This window comes from Arthrobacter oryzae (assembly GCF_030718995.1).
GTDB classification, from domain to species: domain Bacteria; phylum Actinomycetota; class Actinomycetes; order Actinomycetales; family Micrococcaceae; genus Arthrobacter; species Arthrobacter oryzae_C.
In genome coordinates this window covers 455,193-477,428 of the sequence record NZ_CP132204.1, presented here as the reverse complement: position 1 = coordinate 477,428, position 22,236 = coordinate 455,193, and the positions used below count along the sequence as shown (strand labels likewise).

Here is a 22,236-nt window from a genome sequence, read left to right as displayed (position 1 = left end):
AGGTTCGTACGGGCGGAAGGGGCTCCGCGTTTTGTGTGGAAAAGGTGCGGGAACTACAGCCGTTCTAGCTGGACGGGTTCGGCGAGCAGGGCGCTCAGTGATTCGTTGAGGTCCTGGACGGCGGTGCCCTTGGAATGCTTGTCCAGGTCCGCCTCAGAAGCCCACCGCTCAGTCAGCACCAGCTTCTCCTGGGTGGCCTCCGTCAGCTCGTACCGGATGCAGCCGGGTTCGTTGACCACCTCGTCGATCGCGATTTCGAGGGCGAGCTTCACGCGGAAGAATTCGCCGTCGTTGGGGATGAACGTTGCTTTCAGGTCAATGGGTGCACTCATGCGTTTCAGAATACCGGGCCGCCCGCGGACCTCCCCGAATATTTTGTAGGGCTTCCTAGTTTTACGCTTCTCTTGCCGGAACTCTGTTGGTAGCGTGCCAGCATGCGCGCTTATACAGCCGGGGACACTGACGTCCCGCTGCTCGAAGAGACCATCGGCCGGAACTTCGAACGGATCGTGGACAGGTTCCCGTTCCACGACGCGCTGATCGAGGCGGCCCCCGTGCCTGGTGCCGATGCCCGCCGCTGGAGCTACACAAAACTGAACGACGACGTCGACAGGCTGGCCCGTGCGCTGCTCGCCCGGGGCGTCGCCACGGGGGAGCGGATCGGGATCTGGAGCCCCAACTGCGCGGAGTGGACCATTCTGCAGTACGCCACGGCCAAAATCGGGGCGGTCCTGGTCAACGTGAACCCGGCCTACCGCAGCCATGAACTGGAGTTCGTGGTCAAGCAGAACGGCATGCGCATGCTCGTGGTGGCGCCGTCGGACCGGAGCAGCGACTACACCGGCATGGCCCGGCAGGCCCTGGCCGAATGCCCCGACCTGAAGGAGCTTGTGTTCCTGCCCGACGGCGGACAACCCCAGCTGCAGGCGGGCGATCCTGAAACTGAGGCGGAAATGACGTACGCCGAGCTTCTCAAGCGCGCAGACGACGTCGGGCATTCCGTCCTGAAGGCCCGCCTCGCGGGGCTGGACCCGGACGATCCCATCAACCTGCAGTACACGTCGGGCACTACCGGGTTCCCCAAAGGCGCCACCCTCACGCACCGCAACATCCTGAACAACGGGTACTCCATCGGCGAGCTGCTGGGCTACACGGAGCATGACCGCGTGGTGATTCCGGTGCCGTTCTACCACTGCTTCGGGATGGTGATCGGCAACGTGAACGCCCTGAGCCACGGCGCGGCAACCATCATTCCGGGACGGACCTTCACCCCGGCCGCCGCGCTGGAAGCCGTCCAGGACTTCGGCGGCACCTCCCTCTACGGCGTGCCCACCATGTTCATCGCCGAACTCGCGCTGCCGGACTTCGCCTCCTATGACCTGTCCACGCTGCGCACCGGCGTGATGGCTGGATCGCCATGTCCGATCGAGGTGATGAACCGGGTCATCTCCGAGATGAACATGAAGGACGTGGCCATCTGCTACGGCATGACGGAGACCTCCCCGGTGTCCACCATGACCCGGGCCGGCGACACCATGCTGCAGCGCACGAAGACCGTGGGGCGGACCATGCCGCAGCTGGAGAGCCAGGTGGTGGACCCGGTGACGGGCACCGTGCTGGAACGCGGGGAGATCGGCGAGCTGTGCACCCGGGGCTACTCCGTCATGAAGGGGTACTGGAACCAGCCGGACAAAACCGCCGAGGCAATCGACGCGGATGGCTGGATGCACACCGGAGACCTCGCCCGCATGGACGACGACGGCTACGTGGTGATCGAGGGCCGGATCAAGGACATGGTGATCCGCGGCGGCGAGAACATCTACCCCCGCGAGATCGAGGAGTTCCTCTACACCCATCCCTCGATCCAGGACGTCCAGGTCATCGGCGTCCCCGATGCCAGGTACGGCGAGGAGCTCATGGCCTGCATCATCCTCAAACCCGGAGCGGAACCGGTGGACGCGGCCGGCGTCGCGGACTTCTGCCGGGGCAAGCTGGCCCACTATAAGATCCCGCGCTACGTCGAAGTCCGCGACAGCTTCCCCATGACTGTCTCCGGGAAGATCCGGAAGGTGGAGATGCGGCAGGAGGCCGTGGCCCGGCTGGGGCTGTGATCCGGGAGGGCCGCAAGTGTCCGTTCGCGCTCAGCCTGCGGTGGGGGAAGCGCGAACGGACAGTTAAGGCCCCGCCCGCTAGCTGACGTTCCGGTTGATGGCCCGGACTCCCACCACGAGCCCGACGGCGGCAGTCACCGCCGCCGCGATGAGCCCCAGAAGCGTGTCCGCACCAATGTTCCCCGCGAACAGCTCCCGCTTGTTCCCCGCGAACAGCTCCCGCTCCGCATTGACGAGATAAGTCAGCGGGTTGAACAAGCTGGCAATCTTCATCCAGTCAGGCCCCGCTTCGATGGGCAGCATGATGCCGGAGAGGATCATGAGCGGGAACAGCAGCGTCTGCTGCACACCCCAGAAGATCCACTCCTTGTTCTGCGAGACCAGGGCCAGCGAGTAGGACAACGCGCCGAGGCCGATGCCGAAGATGCCCAGGATGACCAGGCCAAACAGCACGTGCAGCGGATAGAAGACGAAGCCGAACGGGATGCAGACCAGGGCGATCAGCAACCCCTGCACCACCAGCGGCGCCCATTCCTTCAAGGCCCGCCCGATCATCAGGGACGAGCGGGACAGCGGCGTGGCAAGGATCCGCTCGTAGGAACCCGTCATCAGCTCATACTGCAGGTTGGAGCCGGTCATGGACGTCCCGAACAACGCGATCATCACCACCACACCGGGCAGGAACCATTGCAGGGTGGACTGCCCGCCGAACGCCGGCGCCCCCACGGCGGAAACGAGCAGCGGCCCGAACAGGCCCAGGAAGACGAGCGGCTGGAGCAGCGAAAAGACCAGCGAAAAGGGGTCGCGCAGTGGCAGCAGCATCTCCCGCCAGAACACGTACCTCGTGTCATGGAGGACCTGGCCGAGGCCGGCTTTCTTCACGAAGCCGGGGGTACCCTGCACAGTCATCAGCGGTTCGCCCCTTCCCTGAGGTTGCGGCCGGTCAGCTCCAGGAACACGTCGTCCAGCGTGGGCGGCTTCAGCTCCAGGGACTGGGCGGGAGCGCCGGCGTCGTGCATTTCCTTCAGCAAACCGGGCGCCAGCCGGGCCCCTTCAGTAAGCCGGAGGCGGAAGCTGACCACGCCGTCGTGCGTGTTCTCCTGCACGTCACCGCCGGCGGCCGCCCGCCCCAGCAGCCCGCGGACGCCGGCCGCTGCATCGGCCGCCACGTCCACGGCCAGCAGGTCACCGGCCAGGTTGGCCTTGAGGCGGGCCGCGGTATCGTCGGCAATGATCCGGCCGTGGTCAATGACGATCACCCGCTCGGACATGGAGTCGGCTTCGTCCATGTAGTGCGTGGTGAGGACGATGGTGGTCCCGCGCTCGGCCCGCATCCGCATGATGTGTTCCCACAGGTTGGCCCTGTTCTGCGGGTCCATGCCGGTGGACGGTTCGTCCAGGAACAGCAGCTGCGGTGAGTGCATGAGGCCCAGGGCCACGTCCATCCGGCGCCGCTGCCCGCCGGAGAGTTTGATGACCGTGCGTTTGGCGAGGTCGGCCAGGTCCAGGGACGTCAGCAGCTCCTGCGCCCTGGCGGCGGCATCGGCGGTGTTCATGCCGTAGAACCGTCCCTGCATGACCAGTTCATCAATCACCCGGAAACTGTGGCCGCCGCCGTTGCCCTGGCCGATGTACCCGATCCGTGCCCGTACCCCGGCCGGGTCTGCTGACACGTCGACGCCGGCCACCGTTGCAGTTCCTGAGGTGGGCCGGAGCAGCGTGGTCAGCATCCGCAGGGTGGTGGATTTGCCCGCGCTGTTGGGGCCAAGGAACGCCACGAGTTCACCCGGGGCGACGTCGATGTCGACGCCCTTGACGGCCTCGACGGTTTCCTTCTTGACCGTGACGTTCTTGGTGAGTTTCCGGGTGTGAATCACGGGACGCTCCAGGCTGCGGGTCATGGCGTTCTGGCTGCCGGCGGTTCTGACTGCCGGGCGCCATGCCGCCACGCTATACCCGGCGGGCGGGGGCGTCCACAGTGGCGGCCACAGCGGCGGGGCCGCACGTGTCCGTTCGCGCTGTATAGATCGCGCTGTGTAGTCAGTGGCGGCGGCTAGTGGCGGCGGTGGTCCTGGATGGTCATGCGGGGGCCGAACGTGGGTTTCCGGAACCCGCTGAGGCCGATCATCCGCACTACCCGCTGCCGGTGCCCTTGCCACGGGGCCAGCAGCCTCAGCATCCCGGCGTCGTCCGTCCTCCGGCCGGTCAGCGCGGCCCCGACGTAGGCCGCGAGATGGTAGTCGCCCACCGCGATGGAGTCCGGGCAGCCGTGGGTCCGCTGCACCACTTCCGCCGTGGTCCACACGCCGATACCGGGAATGGTCTGCATTGTGGCTGCCGCCTCCGCCGCCGGCACCGCCGCCAGCCGTTCAAGGGCGACGGCGGAACGCAGCGCCCGCATGACGGTCGCCGACCGCTGCGGGCCAACGCCTGCCTTGTGCCATTCCCACGACGGGATGCGCAGCCACTGCTCCGGCGTGGGCTGGAGGCGGAGCCCGGCCGGTGCGGCCGCGCCGGCGCCGGGGGCGGCGTCGCCAAAGCGGTACACCAGGTAGCGGTAGCCCCGCCGGGCTTCGATGACGGTGACCTTCTGCTCAAGAATGGTGGGCACCAGGGAATCGACCATGCGGCCGGTGGCCGGGAGCCGCAGCGCCAGGTTCCGGCGTCGTGCCTCCACCACCATCCGGGGGAGCGTGGCGTGGAACTCGGGGTGGTCGAAAGCGGACCAGTCGTCCCCGCTGCCCAGCATCCGCGGCGCGGCGGCCACGGCCTGGTCCGAGCCCGGCCCCCAGGCCTGGACATCAACCGCCGGTTCGCGCGGATCCCCGGAAACGGTGACACGCAGGGTCACCGGGCCGCCCGGCGTCGTGAAGGCCATCCAGAGCCCGTCCGGCCCCGGCGAGAACGCCGGATCCCCGTTCCCGCGCATGAGCGTGCCGAGGCTCTGCAGGAGGTTGAAGGGGCCGCCGGGATGCCACCGCAGCGAGGCGTCCGCCGCGGCGGCCAGGCCGGCGGGGACGTCTGCGATGGTCATGGGACTATCGTCCCACGCAGGGCTGACAGGCCAGGAAAACCAGCAAGGCCGAACGGCCCTGCCCGTCGCGGCGAGCCGGGCCTAGACTCCAGATGTGGCGCGGACCGCCCGCGCCGGCCTATGGGGCCAGAGGGTAGGACCAGGTGAGAACAGTGGCCGGAGGAGTGGTGCACTTCGAGATCCCCGCGGACGACGAAAACCGCGCACGGGGCTTCTACACATCCGCTTTCGGGTGGGAATTTCAGGTCCTGCCGGAGATGGAATACAGCCTGGCGATGACGACGCCGATGGACCAGGAGGGCAGGCCCACAGTTCCCGGGGCGATCAATGGCGGGCTGTTCAAGCGCGGTGACCTGACCGCCCCGGTTGTCACGGTTGACGTCGAGGACATCGATGCAGCGCTTGAGAAGATCGCCGCTCTGGGCGGCGCGGTCTACCGGGCCAAGATGGAGGTTCCGGGCATGGGATGGAACGCCTACTTCAAGGACAGCGAGGGCAACATCGTTGGCCTGTGGCAGAACGCCGAACCCGGCTCCAACCCTGCCGCCAGCCCTGAAGCCGCTGCGAACGACATCGGAGCGTAGCCGCCGGGGGACGCTCCGGCCCGGGGCGCGGGCGCGGCCCGCCGCCGAGGCAGGGGGAACAGGTCCGAGACGGTAACTTTGTACCTATGAAGTACGCCCCGTCCGTCCTGGACCTCATCGGCAATACGCCCCTCGTCAAGCTCAACCACGTCACCGACGGCATCAAAGCCACCGTCCTGGCCAAGGTGGAATACCTGAACCCGGGCGGGTCCATCAAGGACCGGATCGCGGCGAAGATGATCGAGGAGGCCGAGCGGGACGGCAAGCTGCTCCCCGGCGGAACCATTGTTGAACCCACGTCGGGCAACACTGGTGTTGGCCTGGCATTGGTTGCCCAGCAGAAGGGCTACCGCTGCGTCTTCGTCGTGCCGGACAAGGTGGGCGAGGACAAGCGCGCCGTCCTTCAGGCGTACGGGGCCGAAGTGGTGGTGACGCCCACCGCCGTCGCCCCGGACAGCCCGCAGAGCTACTACAGCGTGTCGGACCGCCTGGTCACCGAAATTCCCGGTGCCTACAAACCGGACCAGTTCTCCAACCCCGCGGCCCCCGGCAGCCATTACGAAACCACCGGACCCGAAATCTGGCGCGACACCGACGGTCGGATCACCCACTGCGTGATCGGAGCCGGCACAGGCGGCACCATCACCGGAACCGGGCGATACCTCAAGGAAGTTTCCGCCAACCGGCCAGAAGCCGACGGCGGACGCGTGCGGATCATTGGCGCCGATCCGGCAGGTTCCGTGTACTCGGGCGGTACCGGCCGGCCGTATTTCGTGGAGGGCGTGGGCGAGGACATGTGGCCGGCCAACTACGACAAAGCCGTTCCGGACGACGTGATTGCCGTCAGTGATGCCGAGTCCTTCGAGATGACCCGCAGGCTGGCCCGCGAAGAGGGCCTGCTGGTGGGCGGATCCTCCGGCATGGCCGTGGTGGCAGCCGTGCGGGTAGCCAAGGACCTGCCCGAGGACGCCGTGGTGGTAGTGATCCTGCCCGATTCGGGCCGCGGCTACCTGGCCAAGATCTTCAACGACCAGTGGATGCGGTCCTACGGGTTCCTGTCCGGCGGCGAAGAGGATTCGGTGGGCGAGGTGCTCAAGTCGAAGACCGGTGAACTCCCGGAGCTGGTGCACATCCACCCGAACGAAACCGTCCGCGATGTCATCAACATCATGAACGAGTACGGCGTCTCCCACATCCCCGTCCTCTCCCAGGAACCGCCGGTGGTCATGGGTGAAGTACTGGGCGCCGTGGACGAACGGAGCCTCACCTCCAAGCTGTTCCGCGGCGAAGCGAAGCTGACGGACAAGATCTCCGAACACATGGGGCCCAGGCTGCCCGTGATCGGGTCTCTGGAAACCATTTCCGCGGCCCGCGAACTGCTTTCCGACGTGGACACCGTGATGGTGACGTTCGTCGGCGCCCCGGTGGGCATCCTGACCCGCCACGACCTCCTCGCCTACCTCAGCCACTAATCCTGCTCCAGGCACGATCTCCAGGAACGATCAGCAGCCGAAAGGAACTCCATGTCCCACGAAAACCAAGGGTTCAACACCCGCGCCGTCCACGCCGGCCAGGCCTTCGAGCCACGCACCGGCGCCGTTGTACCCCCGCTGCACTTCAGCTCCACCTATGCCCAGGACGGCATTGGCGGGCTCCGTGACGGCTACGAGTACGGCCGCGGCGGCAACCCCACCCGCGACGCCCTGCAGGAACAGCTGGCGGCGCTCGAAGGCGGCTCGCACGCGTACTCCTTCAGCTCGGGCCTGGCCGCGGAGGACTCCCTCATCCGGGCACTCACCCGCCCCGGGGACCACATCGTGCTGGGCAACGACGCCTACGGCGGAACCTACCGCCTGATCAGCCGCGTGCTGGGCGACTGGGGGATCGGGAACACCCCCGTGGACATGGCCGACCTCGACGCCGTCGCGGCTGCCATCGCGGCCAACAAGACCCGCCTCGTGTGGGTGGAGACCCCATCCAACCCGATGATGAAGATCACCGATATTGAGGCGCTCGCCAAACTGGCGCACGACGCCGGCGCCCTCCTCGTGGTGGACAACACCTTCGCCTCGCCCTACCTGCAGACCCCGCTGGCACTCGGAGCGGACATCGTGGTGCACTCCACCACCAAGTACATCGGCGGCCACTCCGACGTCGTGGGCGGCGCGATCGTGGTCAACGACGCCGGGCTTGCGGAGAAGATCGGCTTCGTCCAGTTCGCCGTCGGCGCCGTGTCCGGCCCGATGGATGCCTTTCTCACCACCCGCGGGCTCAAGACCCTCGGTGTCCGGATGGACCGGCACAGCGACAACGGCCAGGCAGTGGCCGAATGGCTGCTGCAGCGGCCCGAGGTGGAAGCCGTGCTGTACCCGGGCCTGCCCTCGCACCCCGGCCACGAACTGGCCAGGAAGCAGATGAAGAAGTTCGGCGGCATGGTGTCCGTGCAGTTCAAGGGCGGCGAAGCCGCGGCCCGCACGGTCGCGGAAAACACGTCCGTGTTCACCCTGGCCGAGTCCCTGGGCGGCATAGAGTCGCTCATGAACTACCCCTCGGAAATGACGCACGCCTCCGTCAAGGGAACCGAACTCGCTGTTCCGGTCAACCTGATCCGGCTGTCCTGCGGCATCGAGGACGTCGAGGACCTCATCGCGGACCTGGAGCACGCCCTCACCTTCATCGGGACGGGCAGTTAGCAGCCGGTGACCACCTCGCTACGGGCCGCATCGGCCACCACCCGCGGCTGGCTCGCGACGGCGGCCGGCGCTGCCGCCGTCGTCCTTGCCCTTGTGGTTCTGTACTCCGCGTACATTCCGCTGATGAACGACTTTGAGGTCTACTACTACGGCGGCAGCCGGGTGCTGCAGACTGACGAGACCGGGGTCAACGAGCTGTATGCGCCGCGCGACGGCCTTCCGTTCACCTATCCGCCGTTCGCCGCGCTGCTGTTCGCGCTGCTGGCCACGCTCAGCATCGGCGCGAGCAGCCTCATCTTCATCACGACGGCGCTGGCGGGCGCCGCCGTCGTGTCCGCGTGGCTGGCCCGGCACTACTTCGGGCTCCGCCGCTGGAAGGATACGTTCGCCGACTGGCGGTTCCGGGTCGTGGCGCTCACGGGAACGGCGGCGATCCTGCTGCTGGGCCCGTGGCGCGACACGTTCGACTTCGGCCAGATCAACATCATCCTGATGGGCCTGATCCTCGCGGACTTCGCGCTGTACGGGAAGTCGAGGGCCGGTGAGTTGCGGTGGCCGGCCGGACTGCTGATCGGCCTGGCGGCAGGGATCAAGTTGACGCCGCTCGCGTTCGGGCTGTACTTCCTGGTTCGCCGGGACTTCAAGGCGCTCGGCTGGATGGCTGCGGGCTTCTTCGGTTCCATTGCTTTGTCCTGGGCCGTGCTCCCGCATGCCTCGCTGACGTTCTGGACCAAAATCCTGCCGGACACCGGACGGATCGGCGGGCCCGGCTACGTGGACAACCTGTCCGTTAAAGGCCTGCTGCTCCACCTCGGCCTGCCGGACTCCGGACTCACCAGCGCCGTGTGGCTGGTCCTGTCCCTGGCGCTGGTGGGCGTGGCGGCGCTCGTCATCAAATGGGCGGTGGACGCCGACGAGAACTTCGTGGCCGTGTCCGCCACCGCCGTGCTCATGCTCCTCATCAGCCCGGTCTCCTGGTCCCACCACTGGGTGTGGATGGCCGTGGCGCTTCCGTCCATGGCGTTCGCGCTGCACCGCGTCCCCTCGAAGGACGGGCGGATGCGGCTCGCCGGGTGGGCCATCGTGGCTGCCTCCGTGGTGGCGTTCTACCTGACGCCCAAGTACCTGGCCGTGATGGCGGGCGCCCAGGAATGGGGCAAGGACCCGCAGACACAGTGGCAGCTCACGGTGTCCAGCCTGGGCGTGGTGTGCGGCATCGCCATGCTGGCGTACTGGGCCCTGGCCTACCGTCCGTCCAGGGCCGCGCTCCGCTGACTTCTTTACCCGGGCGAGCTAGCTTTCTTGAAGAGAGTTAGCTAGGGTTTCCTGCATGGCACTCCGCTCTGACTGGTCCCAACGCACCTGCGCCATGGCCCGCGGCCTGGACATCCTGGGCGATCCCTGGAGCATGCTGGTGCTCCGCGAAGTCTTCTTCGGCAACGGCCGCTTCGACGCCATGAAGAAGCGGCTGATGGTGGCCGATTCAGTGCTCACCAAACGCCTGGCCGGGTTGGTGGACGACGGGCTTCTTACCCGGAAGCCGTACGACGACGGCGGCCGCACCCGCCAGGAGTACGTGCTCACCGGGAAGGGCGAGGATGCGCTGCCGGTGCTCAACGCCGTCGTGATCTGGGCCGAAAAGCATCTCCCGGCACCGTCAGAGCAGGCGCACATGTTTGTCATCCACTCAACCTGCGGCCAGCGGACGTCCTCCGCGGACAGCTGCACCGCCTGCGGTGAGCGGCTGACCGCGGAAAACACCAGCTGGCACAGCCTCACCCGCACGGCGGAGCCCGTCCGGCTGGCCACGGCCGCCCCGGCATCTTCCCCCGCCCCGGTTTCACAGAACGGACCCGCGGCATGAGCGCCTCCGAGGCCACCCTTCCGTCCGCGCCCAGCAAGAAGCCGCGCCGTCGGCTCCATCCCGCGTGGATCGTTGCCGCCGTCGCATTCCTGGCCCTGGTGGGCGCCGCCGGGTTCCGGGCCGCCCCCGGCGTCCTGATGGTGCCGCTGCAGAGCGAGTTCGGCTGGTCCACCACCGTGCTGTCCGCCGCCGTCAGCATCAACCTGGTGCTGTTCGGCCTCACCGCGCCCTTTGCCGCAGCGCTCATGGAACGGTTCGGCATCCGCGCCGTGACGTCGGTGGCGCTGGTCCTGATCGGCGCCGGCAGCGCCCTGACCGTTCTGGTGAACCAGTCGTGGCAGATCCTGCTGACCTGGGGGCTGCTGATCGGGCTGGGAACCGGATCCATGGCGCTGGTGTTCGCGGCGACCATCGCCAACACCTGGTTCACCAAGAGCCGCGGCCTGGTGATCGGCATCCTGACGGCCGGAAGCGCCGCGGGACAGCTGGTGTTCCTGCCCTTCATTGCCATGCTGGCCCAGGACCCCGGGTGGCGTCAGGCCTCCCTGCTCATTGCCGCCGGTGCACTGGCGGTGGTGCCGCTGGTTCTCAAATTCCTCAAGAACTCACCCGCCGACGCAGGAGTACTGCCCTACGGCGCCGACACCGCACCGGAGCCGGCCGCCGCACCGGGTTCCGGCGGGAACGCCACACCGAACGGGGCTACGGCTGTCCCGAGCGGCAACGCCGCCGTGCGGGCACTCCAGGTGCTCAAACGCGCCAGCAGGGTCCGGACCTTCTGGGGGCTGGTGGCCGGCTTCGCCATCTGCGGGGCCACCACCAACGGGCTCATCGGCACCCACTTTATCCCGTCCGCGCACGACCATGGCATGGCGGAAACGACGGCGGCGGGCCTGCTCGCCGTCGTTGGAATCTTTGACATCGTGGGCACCATCGCCTCGGGCTGGCTGACGGACCGCTTCAACCCGCGCATCCTGCTGGCGGTCTACTACCAGTTCCGCGGCATCGGCCTGCTGGTGCTGCCGCTGCTGCTCAGCGCCACGGTCCAGCCCAGCATGATCGTGTTCGTGGTGATTTACGGTCTGGACTGGGTGGCCACGGTCCCACCCACTGCCGCCATTTGCCGCCAGGTGTTCGGCGCCGACGGCAGCGTGGTGTTCGGCTGGGTGTTCGCCGCCCACCAGCTCGGCGCAGCCGCCGCGGCACTGGGCGCCGGTGCAATCCGCGACGCCACCGGCCAGTACACCTACGCCTGGTTCGGCGCTGCCGCCATGTGCACCATTGCCGCCGTCATTAGCGCCACCATCCGCAAGGACGCCGGAACGCGGGAACCCGTACTGGTGGAGGCCAGGGCCGCCGAGCACTGAGTGCAGGTGCCACCCTGGGGCTAACGTCGGCCTACCCGGGCCTACCCGGGCGTAGCATTCCCGGCGGCTTGCCGTGCCACGCCGGGGCGTAGCGGGGGACCGGGCCGCTGTTTCAGTAGGATGTGAGGACAAAGCGCCGGATCCGGCGCGGGTCAGCCGGCACATCATCGCGATTTGCGCGCAACGCGCCTACAGTGGCGCCCTTTGCAGGAACAACGTTTGGGGACACGGGATGGCACTGCTTGCCGCGAAAAAGCCTGGGACCGAGAAGGCGATCAAGGCTGCAGCGCCCGCTGGGGCCTGGTACCGCAGCAGGCTGGCCTGGGGCATCGCCGGGGAGCTCGTGACGTTGGCGGCCGTGCTGGCGGCTGCGCTGTTCATGTCCGCACGGCTTGACGTGTGGGGCGAGCAGGGCCTCGATTTCAGTGTCTACTGGCACGGCGGCAAGATCCTGAACGAAGCCGGCCAGGCGCCGTCGAACCTTTACAGCCGGACCGTGGGCTGGGCCGGCGGGCCGGAGCTGCCGTTCACGTACCCGCCGTTCGCCGCGCTGCTCTTCGGCCTGCTGGCCAGGCTGCCGGAGGAATCCGCCCTGATGCTGTTCAACGCCGCCGGTGCTGCCGTGGCCGTGTGGGTTGCCGTGCGCGGAGTGCGCTACTGGAGTGCCAAGCAGGACTGGCGCAGCACCTTCGGAGCGCCCGGGTCCACGGCAGTTTCCGGCTTCAAGGCAACCCGGAACCGGTGGGGCGCTGTCATCCTGCTGCTGGCCGTCATCAACCTGGGCCCGTGGCGCGAGACCCTGGCGTTCGGCCAGATCAATATTCTGCTGATGGGGCTCATGGCGGCCGACCTCCTGGCCCGGAACCAGCGCTGGAACCAGGGTTTCCCGGGCCGCGGCTTCCTGGTGGGCATGGCAGCCGGCATCAAACTGACGCCGCTGGTCTTCGGGCTGTACTTCCTGGTCCGCAAGGACTGGCGCGGGCTCTTCAACATGGCCGGCGGGTTCGCCGCCACCGTGCTCCTGGGATGGTTGGTCCGCCCGGCGGAATCATTCCGGTTCTGGCTGGAGATCCTCCCGGACACCTCACGGATCGGCGGGGCAGGCTACGTGGACAACCTGTCCATCAAGGGCGCGCTGCTGCATTTCGGTGTTCCCGAAGCCGGAGTCACCGTCCCGTGGCTCCTGCTGAGCCTGTTGGTGACGGGCATAGGCGCCATGGTGATCAAGGCCGCCAGCGACCAGGGCGCCAGGGTGGTGGCCATTTCGGCAACCGCCCTCACCATGCTGCTCATCAGCCCCGTGTCCTGGTCACACCACTGGGTGTGGATGGCGGCCGTCCTCCCCGCGTTCGCCTGGACCCTGCGCGAGACGCCGCACCGCCACCTGGCCACCCGCTGGCTGATGGGCGGAGTGCTGGGTGCCTCGATCATCGTGTTCTTCTTTTCGCCCAAGAGCATCGGGGAGGCCCTGGGAGCGGAGAACCTTGACTTCCAGGCACCCGAACCGTGGCTTATGGCCTCCAGCGCCGGCGTGTTCTGCGCCGTGGCAATCCTGGCTTGCTGGCTCGTGGTGCTCCGGCGGGGCTCGTTGGCTGAGGTGCCCGCATGAGCCGGACAGCCCTGGTGACCGGCGTCGGCCGCCTCGCCGGAATCGGTGCGGGCATTTCCCGCCGCCTCGCCGCCGACGGCTGGGACCTAGTGCTGACCTACTGGCAGGAATACGACTCCCGGATGCCCTGGGGAGTCCAGCCCGACGACGTCGAACGCCTCGCAGCGGAGCTGGAGGCAACCGGCGCGCGGGTCGTTGCCCTGCCGGCTGACCTGGAGGATCCGCTGGCCGTGGAGCGGCTGATGGCCGCGGCCGCGGAGCAGGCCGGACCGCTGCAGGGGCTGGTCCTCAGCCACGCCGAGTCCGTGGACTCCGGCATCCTGGACACCACCCTGGCCAGCTGGGAACGGCACTTCGCCGTCAACACGCGGGCCAGCTGGCAGCTGATCGCTGCGTTCGCCCGGCAGGCAGCACACGACGGCGGCGCCATTGTGGCGCTGACCAGTGACCACACGGCGTTCAACCTTCCGTACGGCGCGTCCAAGGGTGCCCTGGACCGGACGGTGATTGCCGCGGCGCGGGAGCTGGGCCCGCTCGGGATCACGGCGAACGTGCTGAATCCCGGCCCGGTGGACACCGGCTGGATGGACCAGCAGCTGCGCGAGGACCTCACGCGCCGCCAGCCCGGCGGGCGGCTCGGTACCCCTGCGGATGTGGCGGGAACCGTGGCCTTCCTGCTGTCGCCGGAGGGCCGCTGGGTGTCCGGGCAGCTGATCAAGGCCGACGGCGGCTTCTCGGCCTAGGTTCACCCACCCGCCAGCCAACCCAAGTAGCTCGCAGTTGACGTCGTGAAAAGCGCTTTTGACGACGTCAACTGCGAGTCAGTTGGGCGGGGTTAGCGGAAGGCGCCGATGCCCGTGATGTGCTGGCCCAGGATCAGCGTGTGGACCTCGTCCGTGCCTTCGTAGGTGCGCACCGACTCAAGGTTCGCGGCGTGCCGCAGCGGCGAATAGTCCAGCGTGATCCCGTTGCCGCCCAGGATGGAGCGGGCCTCGCGGGCAATCGTCAGGGCCTCGCGCACGTTGTTCAGCTTGCCCAGGGAGATCTGCTCCGGCCGCAGCGTGCCGGCGTCCTTGAGGCGGCCCAGGTGGAGCGCCAGCATGGTGCCCTTTTGGATCTCCAGGAGCATGTTCACCAGCTTCTCCTGCGTGAGCTGGTACCCGGCCAGCGGTTTGCCGAACTGGAGCCTGTCCTGCGAGTACTTCAGCGCGGCTTCGTAGGAATCGCGTGCCGCACCCATGGCGCCCCAGGCGATCCCGTACCGTGCCTCGTTGAGGCAAGTGAAGGGGCCGCGCAGGCCGCGGGCACCCGGCAACAGGGCCTCGGGTCCCAGCCGCACGCCGTCGAACACCACATCGCACTGGATCGAGGCGCGCATGGAAAGCTTCCGGCCGATCGGGGTGGCGGTGACTCCGGGGGTTCCGGACGGCACCAGGAAGCCGCGGACGCCGTCGTCGGTCATGGCCCACACCACCATCACCCCGGCAACGGAGGCCAGCCCGATCCAGCGCTTGGCGCCGTCAAGCACCCAGCCGGCCTCGTCCCCTGAACCGTCGCGGCGGGCCACTGTGGTCATGGAGGAGGGGTCCGATCCAGCTGTGGGTTCAGTCAGCGCGAAGCAGCCGATCACCTCACCGGCGGCCATCCGGGGAAGCCATTCCTGCTTCTGCTCCTCGGACCCCCACTTGTGGATGGCGGTCATGGCCAGGGAACCCTGCACCGAAACGAAGGTGCGGATTCCGGAGTCGCCGGCCTCCAGTTCCATCGCGGCCAGGCCGTATTCGACGGCGGAGCGCCCCGGGCAGCGGTAACCCTCCAGATGCATGCCAAGGACGCCCAGTTCGCCGAGTTCGGGAGCAAGATCCAGTGGAAAAGTCGCGTCGTCGTACCAGCGGGCAATGTCGGGCTTGATCCGTTGGTCCGTGAAATCGCGGATCCGTTCCCGGAGCGCCAGTTCCTCGGGGGTCAGGAGGGCGTCCAGGGCCAGGACGTCCGAGGGGTCCGGAACGGAGGTCAGGTCAGCGGCGTTGCTCATTGGAGCATCCTACGGGTTCCGCCGTGCGCGGGGGTTTTGCAGCGGCCGCTACAGCTTGCTGGGCACCGGACGTTTTGCCAGGAAGTAGTCCCGGGTGCCGGGGGCGAAGCGGCACACCACGGCCAGGACCACGCCCAGCGCCAGCAGCACCACGCCGCTGACGAAGGCACCGCCCATGCCGAAGATCTCCGTATCGCCGTACGCCGGATCCCACATCTGCACGGCGGAGATGAAGAACGCGGCCGTCAGCATCAGCGCACCAAGCAGCGGCAGGATGCCCCTGAACCACAGGTTGCGGGGGGACTCGCGCAGCGTGCCGCGGAAGAACCAGAAGCACGCGAAACCGGTCAGCGCATAGTAGAAGGCAATGAACAGGCTGATGGCGCTGATGGAGTCGGAAAGCAGGTTCTGGCTGAGGAAGCTCATGGCCACGTAGTACACGACGGCGGCGGCACCCATGACCTGCGTGGAGAACCCCGGCGTCTGGTTGCGCGGGTGGACCTCGCCGAATTTGGCCGGCAGGGCCCCGTGGACGCCCATCGACAGCGTGCCGCGGGCGGTGGGCAGGATGGTGGTCTGGGTGGAGGACAGCACCGACGCCAGCACGGCAACCACGATCAGCCAGCCCCACGGCCCCAGCACGACGTCCCTCATGGCCAGGAAGACGTCGTCCTGGTTTTCGGCGTTGCCCAGGCCGATGCCGTCCGTGCCCACGGTGGCATACATCATCACCAGCAGGGCCACGGAAACGTAGATCGCCACGAGCACGAACGCGGAGATGACGGCGCCACGGCCGGGGGTGGTGGCGGGATTCTCGGTCTCCTCGTTCACCGCCAGGCAGGTGTCCCAGCCCCAGTAGATGAAGAGTGCCAGGAGGGCCCCGTGGACTACGGCTCCGGGATCGGCAAAGGCGCCTGCCGGGTTGAACCACTCGAAATCGAAGGCCTGGCCTTCCGGTGCCCCGCCGGTAATCCTGAACACAATCGCCAGCGCGAATATGCCCAGCGAGACATACTGCACGTAGGTCAGGACCCGCTGGACGTGCTCGCCCAGCCGGATGCCGCGGTAGTTCACCAGGGTCATGAAGATGATGAACACGACGCCGGTGGCCGTCACCAGGAGGTCGTTCTCCGCCAGCGAACCGTCGCCGATGAGCAGCCACAGGTATTGTCCGGCCACCTGGGCCAGGTTGGCGAGCACCACGATGCCGGCGAGGGCAACGCCCCAGCCGCCCAGCCAGCCAGCCCAGGGGCCGAACGCCCGGCGGGCCCAGATGAAGGTGGTGCCGCAGTCCGGCATGGCACTGTTCAGTTCCCGGAAGGCGTAGGCGATGAACAGCACCGGCACAAAGCCGAGGAGCAGGATCAGGGGCGTGTAGTTGCCGTTGACTGCCACGATCAGGCCCAGCGTGGCGGCGAGTGAATAGACGGGGGCGGTGGAAGCCAGCCCCAGCATCACGGAGTCGCCCAGGTCCAGGATGCCGGCGCGCAGGCCCTTGGACGGAACTGCCGGCGGCTGACCGCCGGACCTAACTCCCGCCGTCGAGTTTCCTGTGCTCATAGTGCGATACCTGCTTTGCTGGAGGAGGCCGAGGCGGCCTGGACTGACAGGGGTGCCGGGGCGTCGATCGTGTTGGGGACGAACCGGCAGAAGTAATCGGTGATGGGTCCGTCGGATTCGCGGATGCCGCAGCCCACGGACTCGCCATCCACCACCCACAGGCCCAGGACGGGGTGGTTTCCGTCGAAATCTGGCAGGGAGTGGAACTGCTGGTAGCACCAGCCCTCGCGCCCGTAGCCGCCCGGCTGTTCCATGGTGATGCCGGCGGCGTGGATCTTAATGTTGTCTCCCTCGCGGCCGTGCAGCGGCTTTGCCACCCATTCCTTCAGCGGACCGGGCTCGTTGAGGTATGCCGGGAGGAGGTTCGGGTGGTCCGGATACAGGTGCCACAGCGCCGCCAGGAGCGCCTTGTTGGACAGCAGCATCTTCCACGCCGGCTCCACCCAGCGCGGATTGTGCGCGCGCTGCAGGAGCCGCTGGCCGAAAGGCTCCTTCATCATCAGTTCCCACGGATACAGCTTGAAAATGGTGCTGATCATGAAGTTGTCCAGGTCCACGAAGCGGTTCAGGTTGGGGTCCCAGCCGATATCGGACATGTTGATGCCGATGGTGGTCCAGCCGCCCTGGCCGGCGACGTCGCGCATGTAGGCCGCCGTCATCCAGTCCTCCCCGGACTGTTCGGCTTCCGAGTGCGCCACATGGAGGGTGCTCATGCCGGTCCGGTACTGGAGCTTTTTCCACTGCCGGATCAGCGCCTCGTGGATGCCATTCCACTGGTCCTTCTCCGGAAACACGTCCTGCAGCCAGAACCACTGCGCCACGGCAGCCTCAATCAGCCCCGTGGGCGTGTCCGCGTTGTACTCCAGCATTTTCGCCGGACCGCCGCGGCCGTCGTACACGAAGTCGAAGCGGCCATAGATGTCCATGTCCCCGGCCTGCAGTGATTCCGCGGCCAGTTCGAGGGCCTGCGGCCCGATTCCGATGTTGCCCATCGCCCCGGTGGCCAGGTACTTGGCCGCCTCCAGGCACATCAGGTGCATGTCCTCGGCGGTCTTTTCTAGGGTTTCCACCTCGTCCATGGTGAATTCGTAGTAGGCGGACTCGTTCCAGTACTCGATCTTCTTGCCGTCCGGCATGGTGGTAGTGGAAAAGACGAGCCCCTGTTCCTCGATCTTCTGCTTCCAGCCGGGCCTCGGGGTTGCGCTCAGTCTCTTCACGCCTAGCCTCCCGTGCTTCCGCCCTTGGAGCTGCTGCCGAAGCCGCCCCTGCTGACGGTGCCGCCCTTGGTGCTGTACCCCGTGGACGTTTTCGCCCCCTGCGGGACGGTCTTGGTGAAGCTGGGGTACTGCGAGCGGTTCTGCCCCACGGCCGGGACGCTGGAGCCGCGCGAGTAGAAGTACCAGGCATAGATTGCGGAGCTCCGGCCGGCGCTGCTGCTGTTGTCGCACCGGGTGTCTTCCACGCGCTCGCCGGTTTCATCGTTGAAGCAGACCTGCGCGTAATCGGCTTCCGCCTCGTTGCTGGCCACGATGGCGGTGATGGTGCCTGCCAGCAGGGCGGTAACACCCAGGCCGACGACGACGGTACGGCGTTGCGAGCGCTTCTTGCGTGTCGCGGTTTCCCGCTCGCGTTCGCGTTCAAAGGGGTCGATGACGGGGCCGGGCTTCCCGGCTCCGGGCGGCCGGCTGCCTGCGCCGGCGCCCCTGCTGCCTGCGGCGGGGTCGTTGAGCAGCTCGGGGCGGAGCTCCGGTTTGGGGACCTGCCACGGCGGCAGCTGGCCGGTGGCGGGATCGTGCGGCTGCGGCGTGAAGTCCTGGGGTGCGGTCATCCAGCCGGGTTCCGAAGGGCCGAAGCCTGTGGCTTCTGCCGCCTGGCCGTCCGTGCCCTGGTGCCCGGAACGGGCGTTCTTTGGATCCTTGTTCGGGTCCTGCGGGTCCATGGGTCCCCCTCGGTTGTCCATGTTCAATCTGACCGGCCACGCACGCGACCAGGCGCACGGCCACGCGGGTGGCAGGTCCGCCTGGTTCAAAGGCGCAGCTGCGTCAATCCTGAAGTCAGCCTAGTGCCTGAGGGGAGGCGCTGTTAACGAAAAAGCGGGGGAGAACTGCCCATGCCAAGATGGAGCCATGGCAGCAGTTGAATCCGCCCGTCCCGGCCGGTCCGGCGCAGGGAGGTCCGGCGCGGGGAGTTCCGGCGCCGGACGTTCCGGCCGCCCCGGTTCCGGGGCGGCGCGCACCGGGACAAGACGCCTGGAGCTCCAGGGGATCGGCCGGAGCCGTTTCGTCCTGGGCATGGTCCTTGCCGTGGTCCTGCCCCCTGCCGTGGAAATCCTGGTGACGCTGGCGGGCTACCGGAACTTCAGCATCATCATGCTGCTGCACCTCGCCGTCGCGGTGGCCGTGGCTGCCATCGGGGGCCTCTGGCCGGCGGTAGTGGCCGCTGTCCTGGGCACCACGCTCCTCAACTACTTTTCCGCCGATCCCGTGGGCACGCTGTCCATTGCCGATCCGTCCACGTTGTTCACGCTGGTGGTGTTCCTTGCTGTCGCCTGCAGCGTGGCCCTTGCCGTTGGCCTGGCGACCCGCCGGGCACAGGAAGCTGCAAGGTCCGGGGCCGAAGCCACGGCGCTGAGTGAGCTCTCCCTGCGGATCCTCAGTTCCGACGGCAGCGTGGAGACGTTCCTCGAGAAAGTACGCAGCAGGCTGGGAGTGGACGCCGTCACCCTGGTGGCAGGAAGTCCGCCTTCGGATCCCCGTGGCCCGGGGTCCGCGCCCGGAAGAGGTCCGGGCCGGAGTCCGGGCAGCCAAACCCAATGGACAGTCCTTGCCAGCGCCGGGACCAGTCCGCCGGTGACCCATGCGGCCGCCCGGCATGCCGTCGTCGTCGATTCCCGCTACACACTGCTGATCAACGGCGGGCCGCCGGCCGGCCAGCCCTTCTCCGGCCAGCACCAGCGGATGCTTGCCGCCTTCGGAGCGTTCCTGGTGGCCATCCTGGAGCGCCGGCAGCTGGTGGCCAGCATGGAGGACAACCAGCGCCTGTCCGAGGGCAATAAGATGCGAACGTCCATCCTGAGGGCTGTCAGCCACGACCTCCGCACGCCCCTGGCCGGGATCAAACTGGCGGTCAGCAGCCTCCGCCAGGAGGACGTCCGGTTTTCCCCGGAGGACGAACGCGAACTGCTCGCCACAATCGAGGATTCGGCGGACAGGCTGGACCACCTGATCGGCAACCTGCTGGACATGTCCCGGATAACGGCCGACTCGGTCAACCCGCTCCTGGGCGGACTGGGCTGGGCGGACGTGCTGCCCGATGCGCTCAGGGGCCTGCCCGCGGCCCGGATCCGCGTGGAACTGCCGCCCAACCTGCCCAGGGTGGAGGCCGACGCCGGAATGCTGGAACGCGTGGTGGCGAACCTGGTGGAAAACGCGCTCAAATACGCCCCGGATGCCGACGTCGTACTGACGGCGCGTGCGGGGGAGGGGATCGCCCTGGGCGGCAGGCCGGCCAGTGAACTCCGGGTGGTGGACCAGGGCTCGGGAGTGGCCCCGGCAGCCGTGCTGGACATGTTCCAGCCGTTCCAGCGGCTCAACGATTCCCAGCGCACGGGCGGCGGCCGCACCGTGGGGATCGGGCTGGGCCTTGCCGTCGCCAAAGGCTTCTCAGAAGCCATGGGAGGAATCCTTGCAGCGGAGCCGACGCCGGGCGGCGGGCTGACCATGGTGGTCACCCTGCCGCTGTGGGAGGGGCCGCTGCCGTGACCCTGGTCCTGATCATCGAAGACGAGGCCCAGCTGGCCAGGGCCATGCAGATCAACCTGCGCGCCCACGGCTACCAAGCCATCACGGCCGGCTTCGGAGCGGACGGCCTGAAAATGGCTGCCCAGCATCCTGTGGACATTGTGGTGCTGGACCTGGGGCTGCCGGACATGGACGGGGTGGACGTGATCCGGGGGATCCGCGGCTGGAGCTCCGTGCCCGTCATTGTGCTTTCCGCCCGCCACGCCTCGGAAGACAAAGTGGACGCGCTCGACGCCGGAGCGGACGACTACGTGACCAAACCGTTCGGCCTCGACGAGCTACTGGCGCGGCTGCGCGCAGCCTCCCGGCGCTCGCCGGCGCAGCGCGATGCTCCTACGGTGGAAACCGCGGACTTCGTGGTGGACCTGGCCGCCCGCAAGGTGGTCCGGGACGGGCACGAAATCCGGCTCACCCCGACGGAGTGGAACATCCTGGAGTTGCTGGTGCGCAATTCGGGGAAGCTGGTCAGCCAGCAGCAGCTCCTCACCCAGGTCTGGGGCCAGGCCTACGCCAAGGAGACCCAGTACCTTCGCGTCTACCTGGCCCAGCTGCGCCGCAAACTCGAGCAGGACCCGGCCAAACCGCGCCACCTTCACACGGAGGCCGGCATGGGGTACCGGTTCGATCCCTGACGCCCGCTCCCGCCGACGCCCGCTCCCGCCGACGCCCGCCTACACTGGTGCCATGGACACCGCATCTGTGCTTGCCGTTTGCCGGGTACATCAGCTCCTGAGCGATGAAGGGAGCGTGGGCGTCACGGCCATCGACAAACGTGCCGTGGACGGCCCGGTCAAGGTGCATAAGCTGGGCCTCCACGGGGATATCCAGGCGAGCCGCATCCACCACGGCGGCGTGGACCAGGCGCTGTACGCCTATTCGCAGAACGACGCCGACTACTGGGTGGGGGAGCTGCAGCGGGAACTGCCGCCCGGGATTTTCGGAGAGAACCTGCGGGTTGCCGGCATCGGAACAACCACCGCGGTAATTGGCGAACGGTGGAGGATCGGGCTCGACGTCGAAGTCGAAGTCACCTCTCCCCGCGTCCCCTGTGCCACGTTCCAGCGCCGCATGGATGAGGCCCAGTGGGTCAAGAGATTCACGGCAGCCGGCCGGGTGGGCACCTACCTCCGGGTCATCAAGGTAGGCAGCATCCGGGCGGGCGACCACATCCACCGGCTGTTCGTCCCCACCCACGGGGTGACAGTCGGCGACTGGTTCAGCGAGCCCACCATCGAGATCATGGAAGCGCTGCGTGACGCCGACGCGGACGGTGAGATCCGCCTGCAGCCGGAGTACCACGAGGAATTCGAGAAGCTCCAGCGGCGACTGGGCGCCTAGGCGTGCCGGGCAGTCTGCAACGCCGTGTGGGCAACGTCACCGGCCCTTGGCGGCCCGCGGGTTAGTGCAACGCGGAAGCATGCTTTACACTTGAAATATCCCCCACTCCGGAAATCCCTTATTCCTGCCCAATTTTTGAGGCAGGACTGGCAAGTGTTGGGGCCCGCACAAGCGATGCGGGCATTTTCATAGGGAGAGCCGGCTAAAGAAAACGCTGTACAGACTGCTGGGATAGCAGCCA

General features: G+C 67.6%; 20 protein-coding genes. 12 read left to right on the top strand and 8 right to left on the bottom strand.

What is annotated here, in order from left to right:
• Window positions 1-53 precede the first annotated feature (53 nt).
• Window positions 54-332, bottom strand: a complete 279-nt coding sequence (locus Q8Z05_RS02230; RefSeq protein ID WP_305941880.1) for a putative quinol monooxygenase — start codon at window positions 330-332, stop codon at window positions 54-56.
• Between the two features lie 102 nt (window positions 333-434).
• Between Q8Z05_RS02230 and Q8Z05_RS02225 the strand changes: the two genes are divergently transcribed.
• Window positions 435-2,111: an AMP-binding protein gene (locus tag Q8Z05_RS02225; protein ID WP_305941879.1), complete on the top strand. Its 1,677-nt coding sequence runs from the start codon at window positions 435-437 to the stop codon at window positions 2,109-2,111.
• A gap of 78 nt (window positions 2,112-2,189) precedes the next feature.
• Here the strand turns inward: Q8Z05_RS02225 and Q8Z05_RS02220 are convergent, their stop codons facing one another.
• The 3 genes from Q8Z05_RS02220 to Q8Z05_RS02210 all read right to left on the bottom strand — a co-directional run bounded on the left by Q8Z05_RS02220 (window position 2,190) and on the right by Q8Z05_RS02210 (window position 5,145).
• Window positions 2,190-3,020: an ABC transporter permease gene (locus tag Q8Z05_RS02220; protein ID WP_305941878.1), complete on the bottom strand. Its 831-nt coding sequence runs from the start codon at window positions 3,018-3,020 to the stop codon at window positions 2,190-2,192.
• Entirely contained in the window at window positions 3,020-4,012 is a 993-nt protein-coding gene (locus tag Q8Z05_RS02215) for an ABC transporter ATP-binding protein (RefSeq protein ID WP_305941877.1), read from the bottom strand. The genes Q8Z05_RS02220 and Q8Z05_RS02215 overlap by 1 nt, the downstream gene beginning before the upstream one ends.
• A 152-nt stretch (window positions 4,013-4,164) precedes the next feature.
• Window positions 4,165-5,145 carry a DNA-3-methyladenine glycosylase family protein gene (locus tag Q8Z05_RS02210; RefSeq protein ID WP_305941876.1) on the bottom strand — a complete coding sequence of 327 codons (981 nt, stop codon included), beginning with the start codon at window positions 5,143-5,145 and terminating at the stop codon, window positions 4,165-4,167.
• 152 nt (window positions 5,146-5,297) lie between these two features.
• Between Q8Z05_RS02210 and Q8Z05_RS02205 the strand changes: the two genes are divergently transcribed.
• The 8 genes from Q8Z05_RS02205 (at window position 5,298) to Q8Z05_RS02170 (ending at window position 14,005) form a co-directional block, all read left to right on the top strand.
• Window positions 5,298-5,729 carry a VOC family protein gene (locus Q8Z05_RS02205; RefSeq protein WP_305943460.1) on the top strand — a complete coding sequence of 144 codons (432 nt, stop codon included), beginning with the start codon at window positions 5,298-5,300 and terminating at the stop codon, window positions 5,727-5,729.
• Between the two features lie 86 nt (window positions 5,730-5,815).
• Window positions 5,816-7,201 carry a cystathionine beta-synthase gene (locus tag Q8Z05_RS02200; protein ID WP_305941875.1) on the top strand — a complete coding sequence of 462 codons (1,386 nt, stop codon included), beginning with the start codon at window positions 5,816-5,818 and terminating at the stop codon, window positions 7,199-7,201.
• A gap of 51 nt (window positions 7,202-7,252) precedes the next feature.
• Entirely contained in the window at window positions 7,253-8,422 is a 1,170-nt protein-coding gene (locus Q8Z05_RS02195) for a cystathionine gamma-synthase (protein ID WP_305941874.1), read from the top strand.
• A 6-nt stretch (window positions 8,423-8,428) separates the two neighbouring features.
• The gene (locus tag Q8Z05_RS02190; protein WP_305941873.1) at window positions 8,429-9,697 is read left to right on the top strand and encodes a glycosyltransferase 87 family protein; all 1,269 of its coding nucleotides are present in this window, start codon (window positions 8,429-8,431) and stop codon (window positions 9,695-9,697) included.
• A 55-nt stretch (window positions 9,698-9,752) separates the two neighbouring features.
• The gene (locus Q8Z05_RS02185) at window positions 9,753-10,286 is read left to right on the top strand and encodes a winged helix-turn-helix transcriptional regulator (protein ID WP_305941872.1); all 534 of its coding nucleotides are present in this window, start codon (window positions 9,753-9,755) and stop codon (window positions 10,284-10,286) included.
• A complete protein-coding gene (locus Q8Z05_RS02180; RefSeq protein ID WP_305941871.1) occupies window positions 10,283-11,653 on the top strand; it encodes an MFS transporter in 1,371 nt (456 codons plus the stop codon). Before Q8Z05_RS02185 ends, Q8Z05_RS02180 begins: the two co-directional genes overlap by 4 nt.
• Window positions 11,654-11,885: 232 nt before the next feature.
• A complete protein-coding gene (locus tag Q8Z05_RS02175) occupies window positions 11,886-13,262 on the top strand; it encodes a glycosyltransferase 87 family protein (protein WP_305941870.1) in 1,377 nt (458 codons plus the stop codon).
• Window positions 13,259-14,005, top strand: coding sequence for an SDR family oxidoreductase (locus Q8Z05_RS02170; RefSeq protein ID WP_305941869.1), 747 nt, complete (start codon window positions 13,259-13,261; stop codon window positions 14,003-14,005). The genes Q8Z05_RS02175 and Q8Z05_RS02170 overlap by 4 nt, the downstream gene beginning before the upstream one ends.
• Window positions 14,006-14,097: 92 nt before the next feature.
• On the opposite strand, the gene Q8Z05_RS02165 is transcribed toward Q8Z05_RS02170, so the two are convergent.
• The 4 genes from Q8Z05_RS02165 to Q8Z05_RS02150 are packed head-to-tail and all read right to left on the bottom strand — an operon-like array spanning window position 14,098 to window position 18,796.
• A complete protein-coding gene (locus Q8Z05_RS02165) occupies window positions 14,098-15,297 on the bottom strand; it encodes an acyl-CoA dehydrogenase family protein (protein ID WP_305941868.1) in 1,200 nt (399 codons plus the stop codon).
• Window positions 15,298-15,345: 48 nt separating this feature from the next.
• A complete protein-coding gene (locus tag Q8Z05_RS02160) occupies window positions 15,346-16,857 on the bottom strand; it encodes an APC family permease (protein WP_305941867.1) in 1,512 nt (503 codons plus the stop codon).
• Complete coding sequence (locus Q8Z05_RS02155) at window positions 16,854-18,074, bottom strand: glutathionylspermidine synthase family protein (RefSeq protein WP_305941866.1); 1,221 nt, start codon at window positions 18,072-18,074, stop codon at window positions 16,854-16,856. Before Q8Z05_RS02155 ends, Q8Z05_RS02160 begins: the two co-directional genes overlap by 4 nt.
• Window positions 18,075-18,076: 2 nt before the next feature.
• The gene (locus tag Q8Z05_RS02150) at window positions 18,077-18,796 is read right to left on the bottom strand and encodes a Tat pathway signal protein (protein ID WP_371745913.1); all 720 of its coding nucleotides are present in this window, start codon (window positions 18,794-18,796) and stop codon (window positions 18,077-18,079) included.
• A 187-nt stretch (window positions 18,797-18,983) separates the two neighbouring features.
• On the opposite strand from Q8Z05_RS02150, the gene Q8Z05_RS02145 reads away from it, so the two are divergent.
• The 3 genes from Q8Z05_RS02145 to Q8Z05_RS02135 are packed head-to-tail and all read left to right on the top strand — an operon-like array spanning window position 18,984 to window position 21,995.
• The gene (locus Q8Z05_RS02145) at window positions 18,984-20,618 is read left to right on the top strand and encodes a sensor histidine kinase (RefSeq protein WP_305941865.1); all 1,635 of its coding nucleotides are present in this window, start codon (window positions 18,984-18,986) and stop codon (window positions 20,616-20,618) included.
• Window positions 20,615-21,289 carry a response regulator gene (locus tag Q8Z05_RS02140; protein WP_305943458.1) on the top strand — a complete coding sequence of 225 codons (675 nt, stop codon included), beginning with the start codon at window positions 20,615-20,617 and terminating at the stop codon, window positions 21,287-21,289. Before Q8Z05_RS02145 ends, Q8Z05_RS02140 begins: the two co-directional genes overlap by 4 nt.
• 52 nt (window positions 21,290-21,341) lie before the next feature.
• Window positions 21,342-21,995: an MOSC domain-containing protein gene (locus Q8Z05_RS02135; protein ID WP_305941864.1), complete on the top strand. Its 654-nt coding sequence runs from the start codon at window positions 21,342-21,344 to the stop codon at window positions 21,993-21,995.
• Window positions 21,996-22,236: the final 241 nt, after the last annotated feature.

What these genes read in the sequence shown, in the direction of transcription:
- Q8Z05_RS02230 (WP_305941880.1), bottom strand. Translation starts at nt 332, where the DNA reads ATGAGTGCACCCATTGACCTGAAAGCAACGTTCATCCCCAACGACGGC.
- Q8Z05_RS02225 (WP_305941879.1), top strand. Translation starts at nt 435, where the DNA reads ATGCGCGCTTATACAGCCGGGGACACTGACGTCCCGCTGCTCGAAGAG.
- Q8Z05_RS02220 (WP_305941878.1), bottom strand. Translation starts at nt 3,020, where the DNA reads ATGACTGTGCAGGGTACCCCCGGCTTCGTGAAGAAAGCCGGCCTCGGC.
- Q8Z05_RS02215 (WP_305941877.1), bottom strand. Translation starts at nt 4,012, where the DNA reads ATGACCCGCAGCCTGGAGCGTCCCGTGATTCACACCCGGAAACTCACC.
- Q8Z05_RS02210 (WP_305941876.1), bottom strand. Translation starts at nt 5,145, where the DNA reads ATGACCATCGCAGACGTCCCCGCCGGCCTGGCCGCCGCGGCGGACGCC.
- Q8Z05_RS02200 (WP_305941875.1), top strand. Translation starts at nt 5,816, where the DNA reads ATGAAGTACGCCCCGTCCGTCCTGGACCTCATCGGCAATACGCCCCTC.
- Q8Z05_RS02195 (WP_305941874.1), top strand. Translation starts at nt 7,253, where the DNA reads ATGTCCCACGAAAACCAAGGGTTCAACACCCGCGCCGTCCACGCCGGC.
- Q8Z05_RS02185 (WP_305941872.1), top strand. Translation starts at nt 9,753, where the DNA reads ATGGCACTCCGCTCTGACTGGTCCCAACGCACCTGCGCCATGGCCCGC.
- Q8Z05_RS02180 (WP_305941871.1), top strand. Translation starts at nt 10,283, where the DNA reads ATGAGCGCCTCCGAGGCCACCCTTCCGTCCGCGCCCAGCAAGAAGCCG.
- Q8Z05_RS02175 (WP_305941870.1), top strand. Translation starts at nt 11,886, where the DNA reads ATGGCACTGCTTGCCGCGAAAAAGCCTGGGACCGAGAAGGCGATCAAG.
- Q8Z05_RS02170 (WP_305941869.1), top strand. Translation starts at nt 13,259, where the DNA reads ATGAGCCGGACAGCCCTGGTGACCGGCGTCGGCCGCCTCGCCGGAATC.
- Q8Z05_RS02165 (WP_305941868.1), bottom strand. Translation starts at nt 15,297, where the DNA reads ATGAGCAACGCCGCTGACCTGACCTCCGTTCCGGACCCCTCGGACGTC.
- Q8Z05_RS02160 (WP_305941867.1), bottom strand. Translation starts at nt 16,857, where the DNA reads ATGAGCACAGGAAACTCGACGGCGGGAGTTAGGTCCGGCGGTCAGCCG.
- Q8Z05_RS02150 (WP_371745913.1), bottom strand. Translation starts at nt 18,796, where the DNA reads ATGGACCCGCAGGACCCGAACAAGGATCCAAAGAACGCCCGTTCCGGG.
- Q8Z05_RS02145 (WP_305941865.1), top strand. Translation starts at nt 18,984, where the DNA reads ATGGCAGCAGTTGAATCCGCCCGTCCCGGCCGGTCCGGCGCAGGGAGG.
- Q8Z05_RS02135 (WP_305941864.1), top strand. Translation starts at nt 21,342, where the DNA reads ATGGACACCGCATCTGTGCTTGCCGTTTGCCGGGTACATCAGCTCCTG.